Here is a 17,541-nt window from a genome sequence, read left to right on the forward strand (position 1 = left end):
AACCCAGGACATCAAATCCCGTGACCTACATCTCCACCCGTGGCGAAGCGCTTCCCCTCACCTTCGAGGATGTGCTGCTCATGGGGCTCGCGCGCGACGGTGGCCTTTACGTGCCGGCGGTCTGGCCTACGCTTTCGCGTGAGACGATCCAGTCGTTTGCCGGGAAGCCGTTCGCCGAAGTCGCGGCAAGCGTGATGGCGCCGTTCGTCGGGGAGAGCATCGACAAGGCGACGCTGCTCGCGATGGCAGAGGACGCCTACGGTCACTTCGGACATCCGGCAGTGACGCCGCTGGTGCAGATCGACCGCAACCGGTGGGTGCTGGAGCTGTTCCACGGGCCGACGCTCGCGTTCAAGGACGTCGCGATGCAGCTGCTCGCGCGCCTCATGGATCATGCGCTTCAGCGCCGGGACCGTCGTGCGACCATCGTCGGCGCGACTTCGGGCGATACGGGTGGCGCTGCCATCGAGGCGTTCCGTTCGTCGAAGCGTGTGGACGTGGCGATCCTGTTTCCGGACGGGCGCGTCTCCGACGTGCAGCGGCGGATGATGACGACGCCGACGGAAGCGAACGTGCATGCAGTCGCGATCAAAGGCACGTTCGACGACTGCCAGGCCCTCGTCAAAGCGATGTTCAACGACCACGCGTTCCGCGACCGGCTTTCTCTCTCGGGTGTGAACTCGATCAACTGGGCGCGCATCGTCGCGCAGGTCACCTACTATTTCGTAGCGGCGGCGGCACTCGGCGCGCCGCATCGGGCGATGACGTTTTCGGTGCCGACGGGCAACTTCGGCGACATTCTCGCGGGATGGGTCGCGAAGAAGATGGGGTTGCCGATCGAGCGTCTCGTGATCGCATCCAACGAGAACGATATCCTGCCGCGCGCGCACGCGAGCGGCGTCTATGAGATGCGGGGCGTTGTCGAAACGTCTTCGCCGTCGATGGACATTCAGATCTCGTCGAACTTCGAGCGTTATCTGTTCGAAGCCTCCGGGCGCGATCCGGCTTTCATTCGCGGGGCTATGGGGGCCCTGAGCCAGGGTGGGCGGTTCGAGCTTGCGGCAACCGCGGCAAAGTTCGGGAGCGAATTCCACGCGGCTTCGGCCAGTGAAGCGCAGGTGGCGGATGCGATCCGGCGTACGAAGGCGGCGAGCGGCTACCTGATGGATCCGCATACGGCGTGCGGGCTCGTGGCGCTCGAAAGCGCCGGTCCGCAATCCCAGACACCGGGCATCGTGCTTTCGACCGCGCATCCGGCGAAGTTCCCGGACGCGATGGAGCGCATCACCGGTGAGCGACCCGGCTTGCCGCCGCGGCTTTCGACGCTGCTCACCGATCGCGAGCGTTTCCCGGTTCTCGACAATGACCTCGACGCCGTCAAACGTTTCGTAGAGGGCGCCGTGCGCTCGGCATCGGCGGGGGCCTCATGACGGAACAGATCTCGCGACTTTCGAATGGTCTCACGGTCGTCACCCATACGATGCCGCATCTCGAGACCACGTCGCTCGGGATCTGGGTCGGTGTGGGCTCGCGCCATGAGACGCTGGCCGAGAACGGCATCTCGCATTTCCTGGAGCACATGTCGTTCAAGGGAACGGCAAGCCGCTCGGCGCAGGCGATCGCCGAGGAGATCGAGGCGGTCGGTGGCGAGCTGAATGCGGCTACGGGCCTTGAAACGACAGCCTATTTTGCGCGTGTTCTGAAGGGCGACGAGGGTGTCGCGCTGGAGCTTCTCGCCGATATTCTGCTCAATTCGAGGTTTTCCCCGGATGAACTCGAACGCGAGCGCGAGGTGATCCTTCAGGAAATCGCTGCGACGCGCGACATGCCGGACGACATCGTCTTCGAGCTGGTGAACGAAGCGGCCTATCCCGGCCAGTCCCTCGGCCGCACCATTCTGGGGCCTGCGGCCAACGTGCGCCGCTTTTCGCCGGTCGACCTCGCGGGCTTCCTCAAATCGCATTATCGGCCGGACCAAATGGTGCTCGCGGCGGCCGGCGCGGTTGGGCATGAGCCCCTGGTTCGCCACGCGGAAGCCCTATTCGGCGGGCTTACTTCCGAGGGAATCAAGGGTGAGGAGCAGGCGCGCTATCAGGGCGGCACCCGTTGGGATCACAAGCGTTTCGAGCAGAGCCATCTCGTGCTCGCGTTCGAGGCTCCATCCTATCGTGCTCAGGAATACTTTACGGCCCAGGTTTTCTCGGGGCTCTTCGGCGGCGGGATGTCGTCCCGGCTGTTCCAGGAGGCCCGCGAGAAGCGGGGGCTTTGCTATTCGATCTACTCATCCGCCTGGGGGCTCTCTGATACGGGGCTTCTTGCGGTCCACGCGGCGACGGGAACCGAAACGATGGCGAGCCTGATTGACGTGACGGGGGCCGAGCTCGAGGATGTTGCCCGAAACGGGCCGTCGGACGCCGAGCTTCATCGCGCGAAAGCTCAGCTCAAGGCCGGCCTGCTAATGAGTCTCGAATCGTCCTCGGCTCGCGCCGAGCAGATGGCACGGCAACTCTTGGCGCACGGACGGATCGTCGGCAGCGACGAACTGATCCGGAACGTCGATGCCGTGAGCGTCCAGGATGTCGGTCGTTTTGCGCAGCGTCTTCTGGCGCACAGGCCTTCGGCGGCCGTCGTTGGAGCCGGTAAGGCTTCGGAGCGGCTCGCGGCTGCGGCCGTGCAACGGATGGGACGTGGAGCGGTGAATTCGGAGGCGAAGACTGCCTGATGGCGTTCCTGAGGGCCGGAAACTCGTCGGAGTGGGCGGTGATTCAGGGCCGCGGCCTTTGGCTGCGTCCGCCGCAGATGAGCGACTATGGCCCGTGGGCCGAGCTTCGCACGCTGAGCCGCGCGCACCTCACGCCCTGGGAGCCGGCCTGGCCGCGCGATGATCTCACCAAGAGCGCCTACCGGCGCCGCGTCAAACACTACCAGCGCGAAGCGCGCGACGACCTCGGTTACGCATTCCTGGTGTTCGAAGCCGAAACGGATCGGCTGCTCGGCGGCGTGACGCTCTCCAACGTACGGCGCGGCGTGACGCAATCGGCGATGCTCGGCTACTGGCTCGGTCTTCCGTTCGTGGGGCAAGGGCTGATGACGGCCGCGGTTCGTGCGGTGCTGCCGCATGCCTTCGAGCAGCTTCGGCTGCATCGTATCGAGGCGGCCGCGCAGCCGACCAATTTGCGCTCGGTCAGCGTGCTCCAGCGCACGGGCTTTGTCGAGGAGGGGCTTGCGCGCCGCTATCTCAAGATCAACGGCCAGTGGCAGGATCATCTCGTGTTCGCGATCTTGGCCGAGGACTGGATGGTGCAGGAGGCGCGGCCGTGATCTCCTTGCCGAAGCCGATCCTTCAGCGGATTTCGCCGGCGGTTGGTTTCGGCGGGCGCCTTGCCGCGCTTATGCTGATGGTTCTGTGCGGCCTCCTGGCGCTGCCGCGCCCGGCGCTGGCGCTCAAGTCGATCGAGATCGGGCAGGATCAGGGGCGCGTCGAGATCACGACGCTCGGCGATCTGTACGAAGCGCGCGGCGACAGCCTGCAGGTCGAGACGGCCGCAGGCGCGGACGGGCTTGCGAGCCGCATGTCGGTTTCCGCCACGACGCCGGGCACCAATCCGAACTGGGTCGTGTTCGCGCTCACCAATTCAACCGACAAGCCGGTCGAGCGCTGGCTTTCCGCAGATCGCTACAGCGTCATCGGGTCTGGCGTCGTCTGGCCGGATCTCGACGCGCGGCGCATCGAGGCGGTGACGCCCTCAATCGGTTTCGTTCCCGAGCGCATCAAGAGCGACAGGGCGGATCTCTTCCGCATCACGCTCGAGCCCGGGCAGACGATCACCTACGTCGCGGAAATGAGCTCGGAGCGCTTTGCGCGGCTGCATCTTTGGAAGCCGCTCGACTACGAAATCAAGATCTCGGATCGCCAGCTTTTCAACGGCGTGCTTCTCGGCCTCACCGGTCTGATGGCGATCTTTCTGACGGCGATCTTCGCGGCCAACCACAAGCTGGTATTTCCGGCCGCGGCGCTGGTCGCTTGGTGCACGCTCGCCTATCTCTGCGTCGACTTCGGCTTCTTCCACAAACTGTTCCAGCTGAAGCCCGAAGCGAATGCCGTCTATCGCGCGGCGGCGGAGGCGGCGCTCGCGGCCAGCCTCGTCGTGTTCCTGCACGTGTTCCTGCGGCTTGCGCTCTGGCATGGCCTGATCCGGATGCTGATCAGCGTGTGGTTGCTCGCCCAGTTTGCTCTGATCGCGGTCGCGATCATCGATCCGCGTCTCGCCGCCACCTTCGCGCGGCTGTCGTTCCTGTTCATCGGCTTCACGGGAACCGGCCTCATCCTGTTCCTCGCGGTGCGTGGGCAGGATCGCGCGCTGTCGCTGGTGCCGACGTGGATCCTGTTCCTGGTCTGGATCTTCGGCGCGGGTGTCGCGCTCACCGGCAAGCTCTCGGGCGAAGTGGTGGTGTTCGGTCTTGTGTCCGGCCTCGTGCTGATCCTGCTGTCGATCGGGTTCACGGTTACGCAGTATGCGTTCCGGTCGGTCGAGCCGGCGTACGGGGCGGCTCCTTCGGAATTGCAGGCCCGCTCGATTGCGGTCGATGCGGCGGGTGCTGCCGTGTGGGAATGGAATGCACGCCGCGACGAGGTCAAGGTGAGCCCCGCGGTCGAAGCGCTGCTCGGCCTCGCTGCGGGTGAGCTATCCACCCGAACCGACGATTTTCTGCGCCATTTGCATCCGTCTGATCGCGAGCGCTTCCGCCTTGCGCTGTTCACGGTGCAGGAGCGCCGCGACGGCAAGGTTTCGTGCGATTTCCGCCTGAGGCAGGCGGACAACAACTACCGCTGGTTCGAACTCGAAGCGGCCGGCGTTCCGGGCAGCGATCCGCGCTCGTTCAAGTGCGTCGGCCTTCTGCGCGACGTCACCGATACGAAGCGCGCGCACGAGCGCCTGCTGCACGATGCCGTCCACGACAGCCTGACCGGGCTTCCCAACCGGGAGCTGCTGCTCGACCGGCTCGATGTGGCGCTGAAGCGTGCCAAGACCGAGCAACACGTCCGGCCGACGGTGCTCATCATCGACATCGACAAGTTCACGAGCGTCAATTCCTCGCTCGGGCTCGTGCTGGGTGACAGCTTGCTGCTCACGATCGCGCGCAGGCTGCAGCGCCACATGGGTCCCAACGATACGCTGGGGCGCATTGCCGGCGATCGCTTTGCGCTGCTGCTGCTCGCCGAGCAGCCGGTTGCGGAACTCGCTCAACACGCCGAGCGCATTCGCCGTTCGCTTCGTTCGCCGATCAAGATCGCCGGGCAGGAGATCGTTCTTACCGGCTCGATCGGTATCGCCATTTTCGACGGCGAGGAAACCAGTCACGCCGACCTTCTCAAGAAGGGCGAGATCGCCATGTTCCGCGCCAAGCGCGCGGGGGCCGACCGGATCGAAGTGTTCACGCCGGAAATGCGCGGTGAGCAGGACGAGCGGAAGGGGCTCGAAGCCGAGCTCAGGCGTGCGATGGAGAAGAACCTCATCCGCGTCGTGTACCAGCCGGTGATCTACCTGCCGACCGAGGAGCTTGCGGGGTTCGAGGCCGTGGCGCGCTGGGATCATCCGCAGCGCGGCACCATCGATCCCTACGCCTTCCTGCCGTTCTCCGATGACACGGATCTCGTCGCCAAGCTCGGCGCCTATCTTCTGCAGCGCGCCTCCCGCGATGTGATCGCCTGGCAGAAGGAGTTTCCGCGCACCGAGGCGCCGCTGTTCGTCAGCATCAATATTTCCTGCCGCCATCTGTTCCGGCAGGATGTCATCCAGGAAATCCGTCACATCCTCGGCCGCACGGTGGTGCCGAAAGGATCGATCCGGCTCGAGGTATCGGAGCAGATCGCGCTCGAAAATCCGGAGCAGGCGACCGAGGTGCTCGAGTGGCTCAGAAGCGCGGGCGCCGATATCGTGCTCGACGAATTCGGCACCGGCTATTCGTCGCTTTCCTATCTCGACCGCTTGCCGTTCGACTCCATCAAGTTCGACCAGTCGGTCATGCAGGCCAGCAATGTCGTAGGCGGCAACGAAGGTCTACTTATGCGCTCGATGGTGGCGCTGGCTCACGAGCTCGGCAAAAAAGTTCTGGTCACGGGCGTCGAGGGGGCGAACGAGGTCAGCTTCCTGCGTTCGATCGAATGCGAATACGCGCAGGGGCCCTATTGCGGCGATGCCATTGCCGAGGGCGAGGTCGCGAAGGTGTTGGCTACCGTCCGCACGACCGAAAACAAGCACAAGCCAGTGGGCGTGTTCCGTCCGAAGACCAAGAAACGGCGTTCGGGCAAACCGCAAGGCGCGCCCAACAAGGCGGAGGATACGGCCGCGCAGGTGGTGGCCGCCGCTCAGCAAACCGCAAATGGGGCAACGCCTCCGCAGAAGACGAATGGGGCGGCTCATACCAACGGCGCGTCACCGCCGCCGCCGGTTGCCGCCAATGGTGCGCCCCCGCCGCGGCCACAGGCTCCTTCGGTCAATGGCGGGCCGCCGCCGCCTCCGAGATCGCGTGAAGACGACGCGACGACGGCGCGCCGGGGACGGCTGCGTCCCGAGCAGCGGCCCGGCAACGGTGTTTCGCCGGATGCCGCTGGCCTGATGCCGCCTCCGCCACCAGGGCCGCCGCCGATCACTCCAGTTCATGCCGGTCCGCAGGCTGCCGGGCCCTCGGCGTTCACGCCGCCACCTCCTGCGCCGCCGGCGCCTCAACTCATGACGCGTTTGGCTGACGTATTGCCGGATGTCGTGGCGGCCGGTCCTGGTTCGGGGGGCAAGGCGCCGCCGGGCAAGGCGCCTCCGCCGCCGGGCGGCTTCTCTCCGCAGAACGGCGCGCATCACGGCCCGAACGGAGCCAACGGGCAAAAGGGGGCTCCGGTCCCGGATTTCCCGCCGCCGTTGCGCTCGGTCGAACCGCCGGCTCCACCCCCGCCACCTTTCTCGCCGGCGCCGCCGCTGCCTTCCGCAGCGGGTGCGATGCCGGGGCGCGTGCCGCCGCCGGTCCACGTTTCGGACGTTCCGCCGACACGGCCGATCCTGGTTCAGCCTGCGCCGCCGCCGGTTCCTGGAACCAATTATGCCGCTTCGCCCCCGGCAGGTTTTCCGCCTGTGCCGCCGCAGGTGCCGGGGGGCTCCGCGCCTGCCGCTCAGCAGCGCCCGCAAGCTGGTGCTGCCAGCAAGCCGGCTACGCCGCAGCGGCCGCAACCGGACTTTTCCAACCTGCCGCCCGCCATCGCTGAGAGCTTGGCGCGGCTCGCCGGTACCTCACGCAAACCGAATTGAGAATAGCGGCAGCCGGCAACGGGCAGGCGGCAGCCGTGTAGCTGCCGTTGCCACATGCCAGTTGCCGGTTGCCTTTACTCAGGCGTGGCCGGCGTCGCTCACGAGATGAGAGGGGTCGACGCCGATCTTGGCCAACGCGCGCACGTATTTGTCCTCGATGTCGGGATCGAAGAGCAGCTCAAGATCTGGTGGGCAATGGAGCCAGCCGTTAGCCTGGATCTCGGTTTCGAGCTGGCCCGGGGACCAACCCGCATAGCCGAGCGCCAGCATGGCGTGGACCGGTCCTTCGCCTGAGGCGATGGCCTTGAGGATTTCGATCGACGCAGTGAGGCTGACGTCATGGTCGATGGGAAGCGTGGATTCCGTCGAGTAGTAGTCCGAGGAATGCAGAACGAAGCCGCGTCCGGTCTCGACAGGACCGCCGACATGGACCTGGCGCTCCAGGATGTCGTTCGAGATGCCATCTTCGGCGCCGTTCGGAATGATACCGAGACGCTCGAGCAGATCGGGGAAGCTGATATGGTCGGCACGGTGATTGATGATCAAACCCATTGCGCCGTCGTCGGAATGCGCACACATGTAGATGACGGAGCGGGCGAAGCGCTTGTCGGTCATCAACGGCATGGCAACGAGCAGCTGTCCTTTGAGGCAGGTGTCGGTGCGCTTGCGTCTTTTGGGTTTTGGCGTCGTCATGGAGAGAGACTAGCCCCCCCACCCGGCGCCTGTGAAGCTGCGATTTGCGCCCATTTGTGGGGCAATTTCTCAAGCCGGACAAACTCCGCCGATGTGATACACGTTTGGGCACGCACGCGAGGCCCGGAAGGCAACGCCCCTATGAACTCTCCGCAATCGTCGGTTTTTCGCAGCATCCTCAAATCAATATTTGTTCTGGTTGCCATGTGTTCAAGCGTGGTGCCGGAGGCTTTTGCCGGAACCTCTCCTTGGGTGGAGGGGCCTAGGGCAAAGGCTCGCCTGATCTCGGGACACACGGATGGCGCCGATCCCGCGCGGCGGCTGGTTTTCGTCGACATCACCCTGGAGCCCGGCTGGAAAACATACTGGCGTACGCCGGGCGATGCCGGCGGTTTGCCGCCGTCGTTCGATTGGTCGAAATCCCAGAACCTTGCGTCCGCCAACGTGATGTTTCCTGCGCCCGAGCGGTTTACCGACAAATCCGGAAATACGATCGGTTACCATGACGGCGTGGTGCTGCCGGTCGCGCTCGTGCCCGCGAATGCCGACAAGCCGATCTCACTTGTGGTCGGGCTTCATTACGGCATCTGTAAGGATGTGTGCATTCCGGTCGAGGCGGAGATTGATCTCGAGGTTCCAGTGAACGACGTCGAGCAGCTTCCGGCGGAGGCGATTGCGGCGCTCGATAGTGTTCCCCGGGCGCAGGATGGGCTCAGGCCGGAGGATCCGGCGCTCGTGTCGGCTTCGGCCGTGCTCGAGGGTGCGGCTCCGAAGATCCGGATCGAAGCGCGGTTCCCAGGTGACGCGGCCAATGCCGATGCCTTCCTGGAAGCGCCGGACGGGCTTTTTCTGCCGCTTCCTGAGCGGGCAGGCGAGGTTGGCGCGGATGGACTTGTGGCGTTCGAGGCCGGGCTTGCAGCTGATGTGGATCTGGCCGCCCTCAAAGGAAAGCCGGTGACGGTCACGCTCGTCGGCGAGAAGGGATCGTCGTTCGCGACGTTCATTGCCAAGTGAGACCTGGCCAAGTGACACTTACCAAATGAACCCGCTCCGCGGCGCCCCTTCGGGGTGGCGGCGGGATTGGCAGCAGTACCAAGGAGAGCATCGATGAGCATCAAGGTCGGCGACAAGCTGCCGGAAGGCAAATTCACCGTCATGGGCGAGGGCGGTCCCAAGCCGGCCACGACCGATGAGGTGTTCGGCGGCAAGAAGGTCGTGCTGTTTGCCGTGCCGGGCGCCTTCACGCCGACCTGCAGCGAGGCGCACTTGCCGGGCTTCGTCGGTCAGGCCGACGCCATCAAGGCAAAAGGCGTGGCGACGGTCGCATGTACAGCCGTCAACGATGTGTTCGTGCTAACCGCGTGGGCCAAGGCGCGCGATGCCCAAGACGATGTTGTGATGCTCGCGGACGGCAACGCCGACTTCGCCAAAGCGCTGGGATTGGAGATCGATCTTTCGCCGTTCGGGCTCGGAATTCGGTCCAAGCGGTATGCGTTGATCGCCGAAAACGGGGTGGTCAGCTACATTGCTGTGGAAGACAGTCCGCCAGAGCATAAAAACGCTACGGCCGAGAAAATCCTCGCGGCCCTCAAGTAGAATCATCTTCATCAATACTTGAATTTACTTTTGACGAGTCAAGCCAGTCTGCGGGTTGCAGGCTTGGACATATTGACGCGCTTGCGTTCCCTTTCCTTGTTTCTGCCGTCTGCTCATGCGACGGCGGCGCGGTTCAGTTAGTGAAAAGTAAAGGGGACCCAAGATGAGAAACAGCGCATTCGCCGCCTTGGCGGGTCTGTTGGTATTCGCAGGGGTGACGTCCGCAGAAGCGCGGCCTCGCGATGAAGGCTGGAATCCATTCGTTCAAAAGTCGTCTGCTGCATCGGACAATGGCCGGGCGACGACTTACAAGGCTAAGCGCCAGCGCGTAGCCAATCGCGGACGCGCCGAGCGCGTGCGCTATGCAACCCGTCAGAACAAGCGTTACGCCACCCATCGCAGCGCCACGCGCCGCGCAGTGGCGAGCCGCGGCTACGAGTCGGCGGCTTCGTACAGCGGCGGCGGCCATGGCGCCGGTCCGCGTCCGCGTGCCTGGTGCGGCTGGTGGATGCGCACGCAGCGCGGTGGCGGTTCGCACCTGAACCTCGCCTGGAACTGGAGCAAGTGGGGCAGCCCGAGCGGTCCGCAGGTCGGCGCCGTGGTCGTCTGGCGTCACCATGTCGGCGAGATCGTCGGCCGCGCTCCGAACGGGCAGTGGCTCGTGCGCTCGGGCAACGATGGCGGAGCCGTTCGCACGCGCGCCCGCTCGGTTGCGGGCGCCGTGTTCCGCGTCGGCTAATCCGAGCCGTTCAATAGAAAAGGCCGGCACATTTTGTGTGCCGGCCTTAGTCTCTTGATGAGACCGATGATTCACGCTTCGGACATTTCCTGCGCTGCCGATTCATGTCGCGCCCGATAAGGGGCGCGACGATCGGAGCGCGTGGGCCCGAAGCGATCATGGTCTGGGCTGTCCTATCCGATCAGGCGGCGAGCAGGCGCTCAAGGAAGTGGCGCAGGCTGCGGTCGAGTTCGGAGGCTTCCTGGCCGAGGCTGCGAGCCCGTTCGACCACGACATTGGCTGCCTTGTCGGTCGTGGTGATCGCTTGCGAGACCTCCTCGATGTTTTCCGACACGGTCGCGGTTTCGCCGGCTGCGCTTTGAGCCGATTTCGCGATTTCGCCCGTGGCTGCGGTCTGTTCCTCAATGGCCGAGGAGATCGCGACGACGGCGTGGCTGATGTCGGTCACGACGGTGCGGATGCTCGACACCGCGCCGACCGCATTCCTGACCTCGGCGCCGACGGCGTCGATCTGAGCCGCGATCTCGCCGGTCGCCTTGCTTGTCTGGCTGGCCAGCGCCTTGACCTCGCTTGCAACCACCGAGAACCCTTTGCCGGCCTCTCCGGCGCGTGCGGCTTCGATGGTGGCGTTGAGTGCCAGCAGGTTGGTCTGCTCGGCGATCGCCTTGATCATGTCGATGACGTTCTGGATCGTCGCTGCCTTGGTCGACAGAGATTCGACGATCTGATGGGTGTCCTGGGCATGCTTGTCGGCTTCAGAGGCGATCGAACCCGAGCGGACGGTCAGCGAGGCGACCTCGCGGATCGAGGCCGAGAGCTGTTCGGAGGCCGCGGCGACCGCTTGCACCTCGTGGTTGGCTGAATCGGTGGCGGTTGCCACCTTGAACGAGCTGGTCTTGGTCTGCTCGGCGAGGGCGGCCATCTCGAGGGCGGACTTTTCGAGATCGCCGGCTGCAGTTGCCACCGACTTCACGACCGTGCCGACGCGATCCTGGAACTCCTTGGCGAGGTTCTCGGTGATCTGGCGGCGCTGGCCTTCCTGTGCGCGACGCTCGCTCTCGGTGGCTTCCGCCCGGCGTTCGGCTTCTTGGGCCGTATAGGTGCGGATGTCGTCGACGGCGCGGGCGATCTCGCCGATTTCGTCGCTGCGGTCCTTGCCCGAAATTTCGGTCGCGAGGTCGCCGCCGGCGATGCTCTTGAGTGCCGCGGTCAGGGTGCCGATGGGGCGGACGATGCTGCGGGCCACAAGCCAGCCGATCAGGATCTGCGCGCCCGCGATCAGCAGGGCTGCCAGGCCCATCATGCGCGAGATGCCGGCGGTACCTGCGAGGGCTTCGTGGTCGGCCTGCTCGGCAATCACCTTCCATTCGGTTCCCAGGAATTCCACCTTGGCCTGGGCCGCGAAGTAGTTGGTCCCGTTGCGGCTCGAATGCGAGACGTCGGTGTCATCGGAGGTGAGGCCCATGATCGAAGCCGGCTTGCCGGCCGTCGGCTCGGACGCCAGCGGCGCGTTGGTGCGGATCATCCCGTCCTGGCCGACGGCAAAGGTCTCGCCGGTTTCGCCGAGGCCGTGGCGATCGTTTAGCACCTGATCGAGCAGGGCGGATCCCACGCGAATGACGGCGTAGCCGACGCGAACGTCGTGCTGGGCCGAATCCATGGCGACGTTCGACTTCTTGAGGATCGGCGTGCCGATGAAGGCGGACGGAGAACCAGCCGAAAGGGTAGAGGCTGCGAAATCCTGGAAGGTGACGTCGCGGTCGCCTGCCGTTTTCAGCTTCTCGAAGAACGTATCGAGACCCGAGCCGGCAGTTTGGGGCGTACCGATGGCCTGGCCGAATTCCCCACCCTTCTTTGCGGTGTACACGATGAGGCCGGCGTCATTGAGAAGCAGCACGTCGTCGTATTTGGCCTGGCTCAGCAGGCTCGTCACGAGCGGATGCACCTTCGAATGGCGCAGCCCGTACATGGTGCTGGAGGCGCTGCCGTCGTTGGTGGCGCGTTCCTCGGCGGGCAAGCTCGCGAAAAACTCTATGTTCTTCTGCAGGTTTTCCGGGATTTTGGTCAGCGTCTCGGTGAGATCGGCGATGTTGTCCAAAACCAGCTTCTGGCCGGCGACGTTTCTGGTGTCCACGCTCAGGCGATCCGCCACGAGTTCGAGGCTCGTACGGCGTGACTCGGCTGCAAGATTGAGGCGCTCGATGGCGGCTGTCTCAAGTGCGCCTCTGGCGCCTGACCAGCCGATCCAGCCCATGATCGTTGATGCTGCGAGGCCGAGACCGACGATGGCGATGGGAAGGCGAAGACGCAGTGTGGACAACATAATTGTATCCATCGGTTAGGATTGGTTTCTCACCCATATTCCCAGCCAGTGGTATTTAAATTCTTACGCAATCGAGGAAATTTTCCTTAATCATCGCCTGTTTCCTAGGCATCACTACGCCCAAACGCCTGTGCTCCGACGACCGACGAGGTCCTTGTCGGGCGAACTAGTTTTTTTGTCGCAGGAAGTCGCGCGCTCGCGGAGCGCCGGTTTTACCAGGTGAGGTCGGTTTGGCGGGAGCGCGCGAGTTAGCGCTTGAAGTCGGCCATGCCTTCGCGAGCGAGCTCGTCGGCCCGCTCGTTCTCGGGGTGTCCGGCGTGGCCCTTCACCCAATGCCACGTCACCTTGTGACGCGAGAGGGCCTGCTCCAGGCGTTGCCACAGCTCGACGTTCTTGACCGGCTTCTTGTCAGCCGTGCGCCAGCCGTTGCGTTTCCAGCCATGGATCCAGCTCATGATCCCGTTTCGCACGTAGGAGCTATCGGTATAGAGGTCAGCCTGGACGCCCGTCTTCAGGGCTTCAAGCGCCGAGATGGCGGCCATCAGCTCCATACGGTTGTTGGTCGTCTGGGCTTCGCCGCCTTTGATCTCTTTCCGATGGTCGCCCCAGATCAGGATGGCGCCCCAGCCGCCCGGGCCTGGATTTCCCGAGCAGGCGCCGTCGGTGTAGATCTCGATCGACTTGGCATCCGTGCTCATGACGTGGTCTCCAGCCCGTATTCGGCGGCCGATTTCACCTCCTGATGGAAGCGCAGGCGGCGCACGTAGGCGAGCGGGTCGTGCGGCTTTACGAGCGCGTTGGGATCGGTGTGAAGCCAGTCGTGGGCGCGCGTCAGCAGGAAGCGCAGGGCTGCGCCTCGGGCCAGTACCGGGAAGGCGGCATATTCGGCGGCGGTCAGCGGGCGCAAGCTCTGGTAGGCGGCGATCAACGCGCGGCTCTTGGTGGCGTTGAAGGAGAAGTCCGGCTCGAAGCACCAGGCGTTGAGGCAGATGGCGAGGTCGTAGGCCCAGGCGTCGTTGCAGGCGAAATAGAAGTCGATGAGCCCAGAGAGCTTGTCGCCGATGAAGAAGACGTTGTCGGGGAATAGATCGGCGTGGATCACGCCCGACGGCAAGGTCTTCGGCCAAGCCCGATCGAGATAGGCCAGTTCGTAGTTGATCAGAGTGCCAAGCCCTTTCGAGACCTCGTCGGCGCGGGGGGCGAAGCGATCGAACAGCGCATGCCAGCCTTCGAGGCTCAGCGCGTTGGGGCGCTCGGCGGTGTAGCTTTCGCCGGCCAGATGCAACTCGGCCAACGCGCGGCCAACGGCGGCACAATGGCTCGCTTGCGGACGGCGTGGCCAGACGCCTTCAAGGAAGTTCACGAAGGCGGCCGTGCGTCCCGAGATTTCGGTCAGCACCTCACCTGCGCGATTGCGCACCGGCAGTGGGCAGGAGATGCCACGCTTGTTCAAGTGCTCGAGCAGGCCGAGGAAGAACGGCAGGTCGGCGGTGTCGACGCGGCGCTCGTAAAGCGTGAGGATGAAGGTGCCCTTACTCGTATGCACCACGTAGTTGGTGTTCTCGACGCCCTCGGCGATCCCTTTGTACGACAGCAGCGCGCCTAGGTCGTAGCTCGCGATAAGCCGCGAGAGATCGTCGTCCGTCACTTCCGTATAAACGGCCATTGGGGTCTGCCGGGGTTTTGTCGGTGGCTTGATCGGTCTGGGCCTGAACGGTTCCCCGTGTATCAGGCGTCGGCGGGCTCGCGCAACTCGCGCGGGACATTGAAGGCGATGCGCTCATTTGCGGTCGTCACCTGCTCGACGGAGATCCGGAAGCGGGCGTTGAGGGCATCCAACACCTCGTCGACCAGGGTTTCCGGGGCCGAGGCGCCTGCCGTCACGCCGACGGCCTCGATGCCGTCGAAGAGGTCCCAGGGGATCTCGGAGGCGCGCTGGATGAGGATCGCCTTGGGGCAGCCGGAGCGCTCGGCAACCTCGACGAGGCGGAGCGAGTTCGACGAGTTCGGCGCGCCGACGACGATGGTGAGGCCGACCTTGTCGGCGATGGCCTTGACGGACGCCTGGCGGTTCGTGGTGGCGTAGCAGATGTCTTCCTTGTGAGGGCCGACAATGGCCGGGAAGCGCCGTTTCAGAATGGCCACGATACCGGCGGTGTCATCGACCGAGAGGGTGGTCTGCGTGACATAGGCGAGGCGGGAGGGGTCTTCGGGCTCGAAGACCTCGGCGTCGGCGGCGGTCTGGATCAAGGTTACCGTGCCCGGCGGGAGCTGACCGGTGGTGCCTTCGACCTCCGGATGGCCGGCGTGGCCGATCAGCACGATCTTTCGGCCTTCGGCGTGGTGGCGGCTGGCTTCCATATGCACCTTGAACACCAGCGGGCAGGTGGCATCGATGGCAAAGAGATTCCGGGACTTTGCCGCCAGGGGCACGGACTTAGGCACGCCATGTGCCGAAAAGATCACAGGTTGGTCCGTCTCGGGGATCTCGTTCAGCTCCTCCACAAAAACGGCACCTTTGGCCTTCAGAGACTCGACCACATATCGGTTATGGACAATCTCGTGGCGTACGTAGACCGGTGCGCCGAATTTGGCCAACGCCAGCTCTACGATCTGGATCGCCCGGTCGACGCCCGCGCAGAAGCCGCGCGGGGCCGCCAGGAGAACCTTCAGGGCCGGGCGGGTCTCGGGTACGGGCTCGGCGCTGGGAAGGGACATGGAGGCTCGTCCTTGGCAGTGGCTCGGATGATGTCGGTCAACTAAGGGCGAACGCTTTGTGGTTCAAGATAAGGATGATAGAGCTTGAGGCGTTCGTCCTGGACTAAAATGAGTGCAGCAGGCCCGGGGGGCTCTCGCGAGGCTCAAGCTCAATCTAGAGATTATGCGGATCGGAGCGGCATGACGCAATCCGTCATGACATTTGTCGGCAAAGGCCGCGGCGCTCTTGTGGCCGTATGCGTTGCCGTGTCCGTCAGTGGCTGCGGCATGTCGTCTGTCACGTCCGGGCTTGGAACCAGCATTCTTGGCGGGTCCGGATCGGCTGAGCCGACTGGGGTCAGCGAGCAGGATCTGATCGCCGCCGCCAAGGCCGGCGGAGACGGCGCTCCGGCCTTGTCGGGCGGAGACGCGCAGCCGGGTTGCCCGCGCTTCGTCACCTGGCCCCGCGACAGCCACCTCACAATCTACGAGCCGGGCCGTATCGGCGACGGCCTTGCCATCATGCATCGCGGCGAGATCACCAAGACCGCACGCGAGTGCTCGATGAACGGCTCGCAGGTCACGGTGAAGTATGGCTTCTCCGGGCGCATCTTGCTCGGGCCGCGCGGAAAGTCGGGGCCGATCTCGCTGCCGATCAACGTGTTCGTGACCGACTCGAAGCGCGATCGGCTCACGACGGACAAGCTGCGCGTCGATGCGACGGTCGCGGTGGAAAACCCGATCGGGTACTTCTCGGCGGTGCGGACGGTGACGTTCAACGTTCCCGAAGGCGCGCGTCCGGGTGAGTTCGAGGTTTATGTCGGCTTCGATCGCAATACGCCGAACGCCGGCTAGCGCTCCCTTCGCCGATCGGGCTGCTGGCGTCAGGCGCTTTCTAGCATGCGCTTTTCCGAGATCGCTGGTTCGGAGGCGCCCAGGATGCCGAGCTCGCGGATGCGGCGGGTGAACATGACGCGCAAGGCTTCGTCGATGTCCTTCATCGTATTGGTGACGATCTCGCCGAACGGCTCTGGGAATATGAACTTGTCGTAGCCGTTGCTGCCTTCGACGAAATCGAACAGCCGCCCTTTTTGGATGCGGTCGTAATAGACCGCGAACTTGCCGACATAGTCGCGATACTGCACGCGCTCGACGGCCGAGAACTGCGCTTCGTCGGTGGCAAGAAAGGCCAGACGTCGGCACACATACCGATAGACTGCAAGCTCGCGATCGGTGGTGACGATGCGCCGTGTCGCTTCGTCCTCCGAGGTCAATGTTTCGACCGGGCGCGCGTGCGTTGCGCGGAGCTTTTCGAACACGGGTAGGACGAAAGCGTCCTCGAAGGCGGATCGGATCAGGCTGCTGTAACGCGACTGGATCGAGGTGCGGCGCAGGTTCTTGAGCCCGACGCGCTGAAGGACAAGACGGCAGAACTCGTCGGAGGGCTCTCTTACCTCCTGCATGAGAACGGTGCGAAGGCGTTTGGCGACGAGGCGTTCTTCGGCCACTTCGGAAATGGTGTCAGGCTGAAAGTTGTTTTTGTGCAGCAGGAAAAGCGCGGTCAGGACGTCGGCCGGTATCGGTGCGCGAGTCGCGGCTTCGAGGTCGAGCGTGACGAACGGTTCGGGATCCATGATGTTCGAATTCTCGCAATCTACGAAAAATTCGAACCGGATGCCGTCGGTCAGAATACCGAGGCGCACGGTTTGCAGCGCCGAAAAATAGGCGCGAAGCTGGCCGCGATTGGACGTCAGATCGGCGCCGACCCTTTTGCATTCGACGGCGATGATCGGCTTTTCGTCGCGCAGGATCACGTAGTCGACGCGTTCGCTCGCCTCCTTGCGGAAGTCGGCGGGATATTCGGGCTGGACGACGAACGGATCGGTGCAGTCGTATCCAAGCGCTCCGATAACCGGCAGCACGAGGTATAACTTGGTGCTTTCCTCGCTTGCGCAAACGGCTTTGACCGATGCGGAGCGTTCAGCGATGAGCGCCAATATCGATTGAAAGTCGCCGAGCGTGTCCATGCCGTGCCTCTCCATGAGGGCTGGGTGCGCGAATCGCGATGGACTAACTACAGCATACGGATGTTGTTCGCTCCAATGCTCCGGCTACGCATTGTTGGATGTCATGCACAGCGTCTTTTGCGCTGGGTTTCGTGGCGGGCATTTTTCCCGCTTTCTCTAAATGAT

14 protein-coding genes are annotated in these 17,541 nt (G+C 64.2%); 8 read left to right on the forward strand and 6 right to left on the reverse strand.

The window, feature by feature from the left end; genetic code table 11:
- Positions 1-20 precede the first annotated feature (20 nt).
- From thrC to RCO24_RS11475, 4 genes are read left to right on the forward strand one after another with little or no spacing between them, the layout of a single operon-like run.
- Positions 21-1,430 (forward strand): threonine synthase, encoded by a 1,410-nt coding sequence (gene thrC / locus RCO24_RS11460; protein WP_308962144.1) that lies wholly within the window; start codon positions 21-23, stop codon positions 1,428-1,430.
- Positions 1,427-2,722 carry a pitrilysin family protein gene (locus RCO24_RS11465; RefSeq protein ID WP_308962145.1) on the forward strand — a complete coding sequence of 432 codons (1,296 nt, stop codon included), beginning with the start codon at positions 1,427-1,429 and terminating at the stop codon, positions 2,720-2,722. The genes thrC and RCO24_RS11465 overlap by 4 nt, the downstream gene beginning before the upstream one ends.
- Positions 2,722-3,321 carry a GNAT family protein gene (locus RCO24_RS11470; protein ID WP_308962146.1) on the forward strand — a complete coding sequence of 200 codons (600 nt, stop codon included), beginning with the start codon at positions 2,722-2,724 and terminating at the stop codon, positions 3,319-3,321. The genes RCO24_RS11465 and RCO24_RS11470 overlap by 1 nt, the downstream gene beginning before the upstream one ends.
- The gene (locus RCO24_RS11475) at positions 3,318-7,301 is read left to right on the forward strand and encodes an EAL domain-containing protein (protein WP_308962147.1); all 3,984 of its coding nucleotides are present in this window, start codon (positions 3,318-3,320) and stop codon (positions 7,299-7,301) included. Before RCO24_RS11470 ends, RCO24_RS11475 begins: the two co-directional genes overlap by 4 nt.
- A gap of 78 nt (positions 7,302-7,379) precedes the next feature.
- On the opposite strand, the gene RCO24_RS11480 is transcribed toward RCO24_RS11475, so the two are convergent.
- Positions 7,380-7,994 carry a YqgE/AlgH family protein gene (locus tag RCO24_RS11480; RefSeq protein WP_308962149.1) on the reverse strand — a complete coding sequence of 205 codons (615 nt, stop codon included), beginning with the start codon at positions 7,992-7,994 and terminating at the stop codon, positions 7,380-7,382.
- Positions 7,995-8,246: 252 nt separating this feature from the next.
- On the opposite strand from RCO24_RS11480, the gene RCO24_RS11485 reads away from it, so the two are divergent.
- The 3 genes from RCO24_RS11485 to RCO24_RS11495 all read left to right on the forward strand — a co-directional run bounded on the left by RCO24_RS11485 (position 8,247) and on the right by RCO24_RS11495 (position 10,329).
- On the forward strand, positions 8,247-9,008 hold the full coding sequence (locus RCO24_RS11485; protein ID WP_308962151.1) for a protein-disulfide reductase DsbD domain-containing protein: 762 nt from the start codon (positions 8,247-8,249) through the stop codon (positions 9,006-9,008).
- A gap of 93 nt (positions 9,009-9,101) precedes the next feature.
- Positions 9,102-9,590 (forward strand): peroxiredoxin, encoded by a 489-nt coding sequence (locus tag RCO24_RS11490; protein ID WP_308962152.1) that lies wholly within the window; start codon positions 9,102-9,104, stop codon positions 9,588-9,590.
- A 163-nt stretch (positions 9,591-9,753) separates the two neighbouring features.
- Positions 9,754-10,329, forward strand: coding sequence for a hypothetical protein (locus tag RCO24_RS11495; protein ID WP_308962153.1), 576 nt, complete (start codon positions 9,754-9,756; stop codon positions 10,327-10,329).
- A 181-nt stretch (positions 10,330-10,510) separates the two neighbouring features.
- Here RCO24_RS11495 and RCO24_RS11500 read toward each other — a convergent pair whose 3' ends face one another.
- The 4 genes from RCO24_RS11500 to ispH all read right to left on the reverse strand — a co-directional run bounded on the left by RCO24_RS11500 (position 10,511) and on the right by ispH (position 15,370).
- Positions 10,511-12,652, reverse strand: coding sequence for a methyl-accepting chemotaxis protein (locus RCO24_RS11500; protein WP_308962154.1), 2,142 nt, complete (start codon positions 12,650-12,652; stop codon positions 10,511-10,513).
- Positions 12,653-12,900: 248 nt separating this feature from the next.
- Positions 12,901-13,350 carry a ribonuclease HI gene (rnhA, locus tag RCO24_RS11505; protein WP_308962156.1) on the reverse strand — a complete coding sequence of 150 codons (450 nt, stop codon included), beginning with the start codon at positions 13,348-13,350 and terminating at the stop codon, positions 12,901-12,903.
- The gene (locus RCO24_RS11510) at positions 13,347-14,318 is read right to left on the reverse strand and encodes a homoserine kinase (RefSeq protein ID WP_308962157.1); all 972 of its coding nucleotides are present in this window, start codon (positions 14,316-14,318) and stop codon (positions 13,347-13,349) included. Before RCO24_RS11510 ends, rnhA begins: the two co-directional genes overlap by 4 nt.
- A 62-nt stretch (positions 14,319-14,380) precedes the next feature.
- Positions 14,381-15,370 (reverse strand): 4-hydroxy-3-methylbut-2-enyl diphosphate reductase, encoded by a 990-nt coding sequence (gene ispH, locus RCO24_RS11515; RefSeq protein WP_308962158.1) that lies wholly within the window; start codon positions 15,368-15,370, stop codon positions 14,381-14,383.
- Between the two features lie 180 nt (positions 15,371-15,550).
- Between ispH and RCO24_RS11520 the strand changes: the two genes are divergently transcribed.
- Entirely contained in the window at positions 15,551-16,204 is a 654-nt protein-coding gene (locus RCO24_RS11520; RefSeq protein ID WP_308962159.1) for a hypothetical protein, read from the forward strand.
- 29 nt (positions 16,205-16,233) lie between these two features.
- Here the strand turns inward: RCO24_RS11520 and RCO24_RS11525 are convergent, their stop codons facing one another.
- Complete coding sequence (locus RCO24_RS11525; protein WP_308962160.1) at positions 16,234-17,376, reverse strand: type I restriction endonuclease; 1,143 nt, start codon at positions 17,374-17,376, stop codon at positions 16,234-16,236.
- Between the last annotated feature and the right edge of the window lie 165 nt (positions 17,377-17,541).

Source organism: Hyphomicrobium sp. LHD-15 (genome assembly GCF_031157355.1).
Taxonomy (GTDB): Bacteria; Pseudomonadota; Alphaproteobacteria; order Rhizobiales; family Hyphomicrobiaceae; genus Hyphomicrobium_C.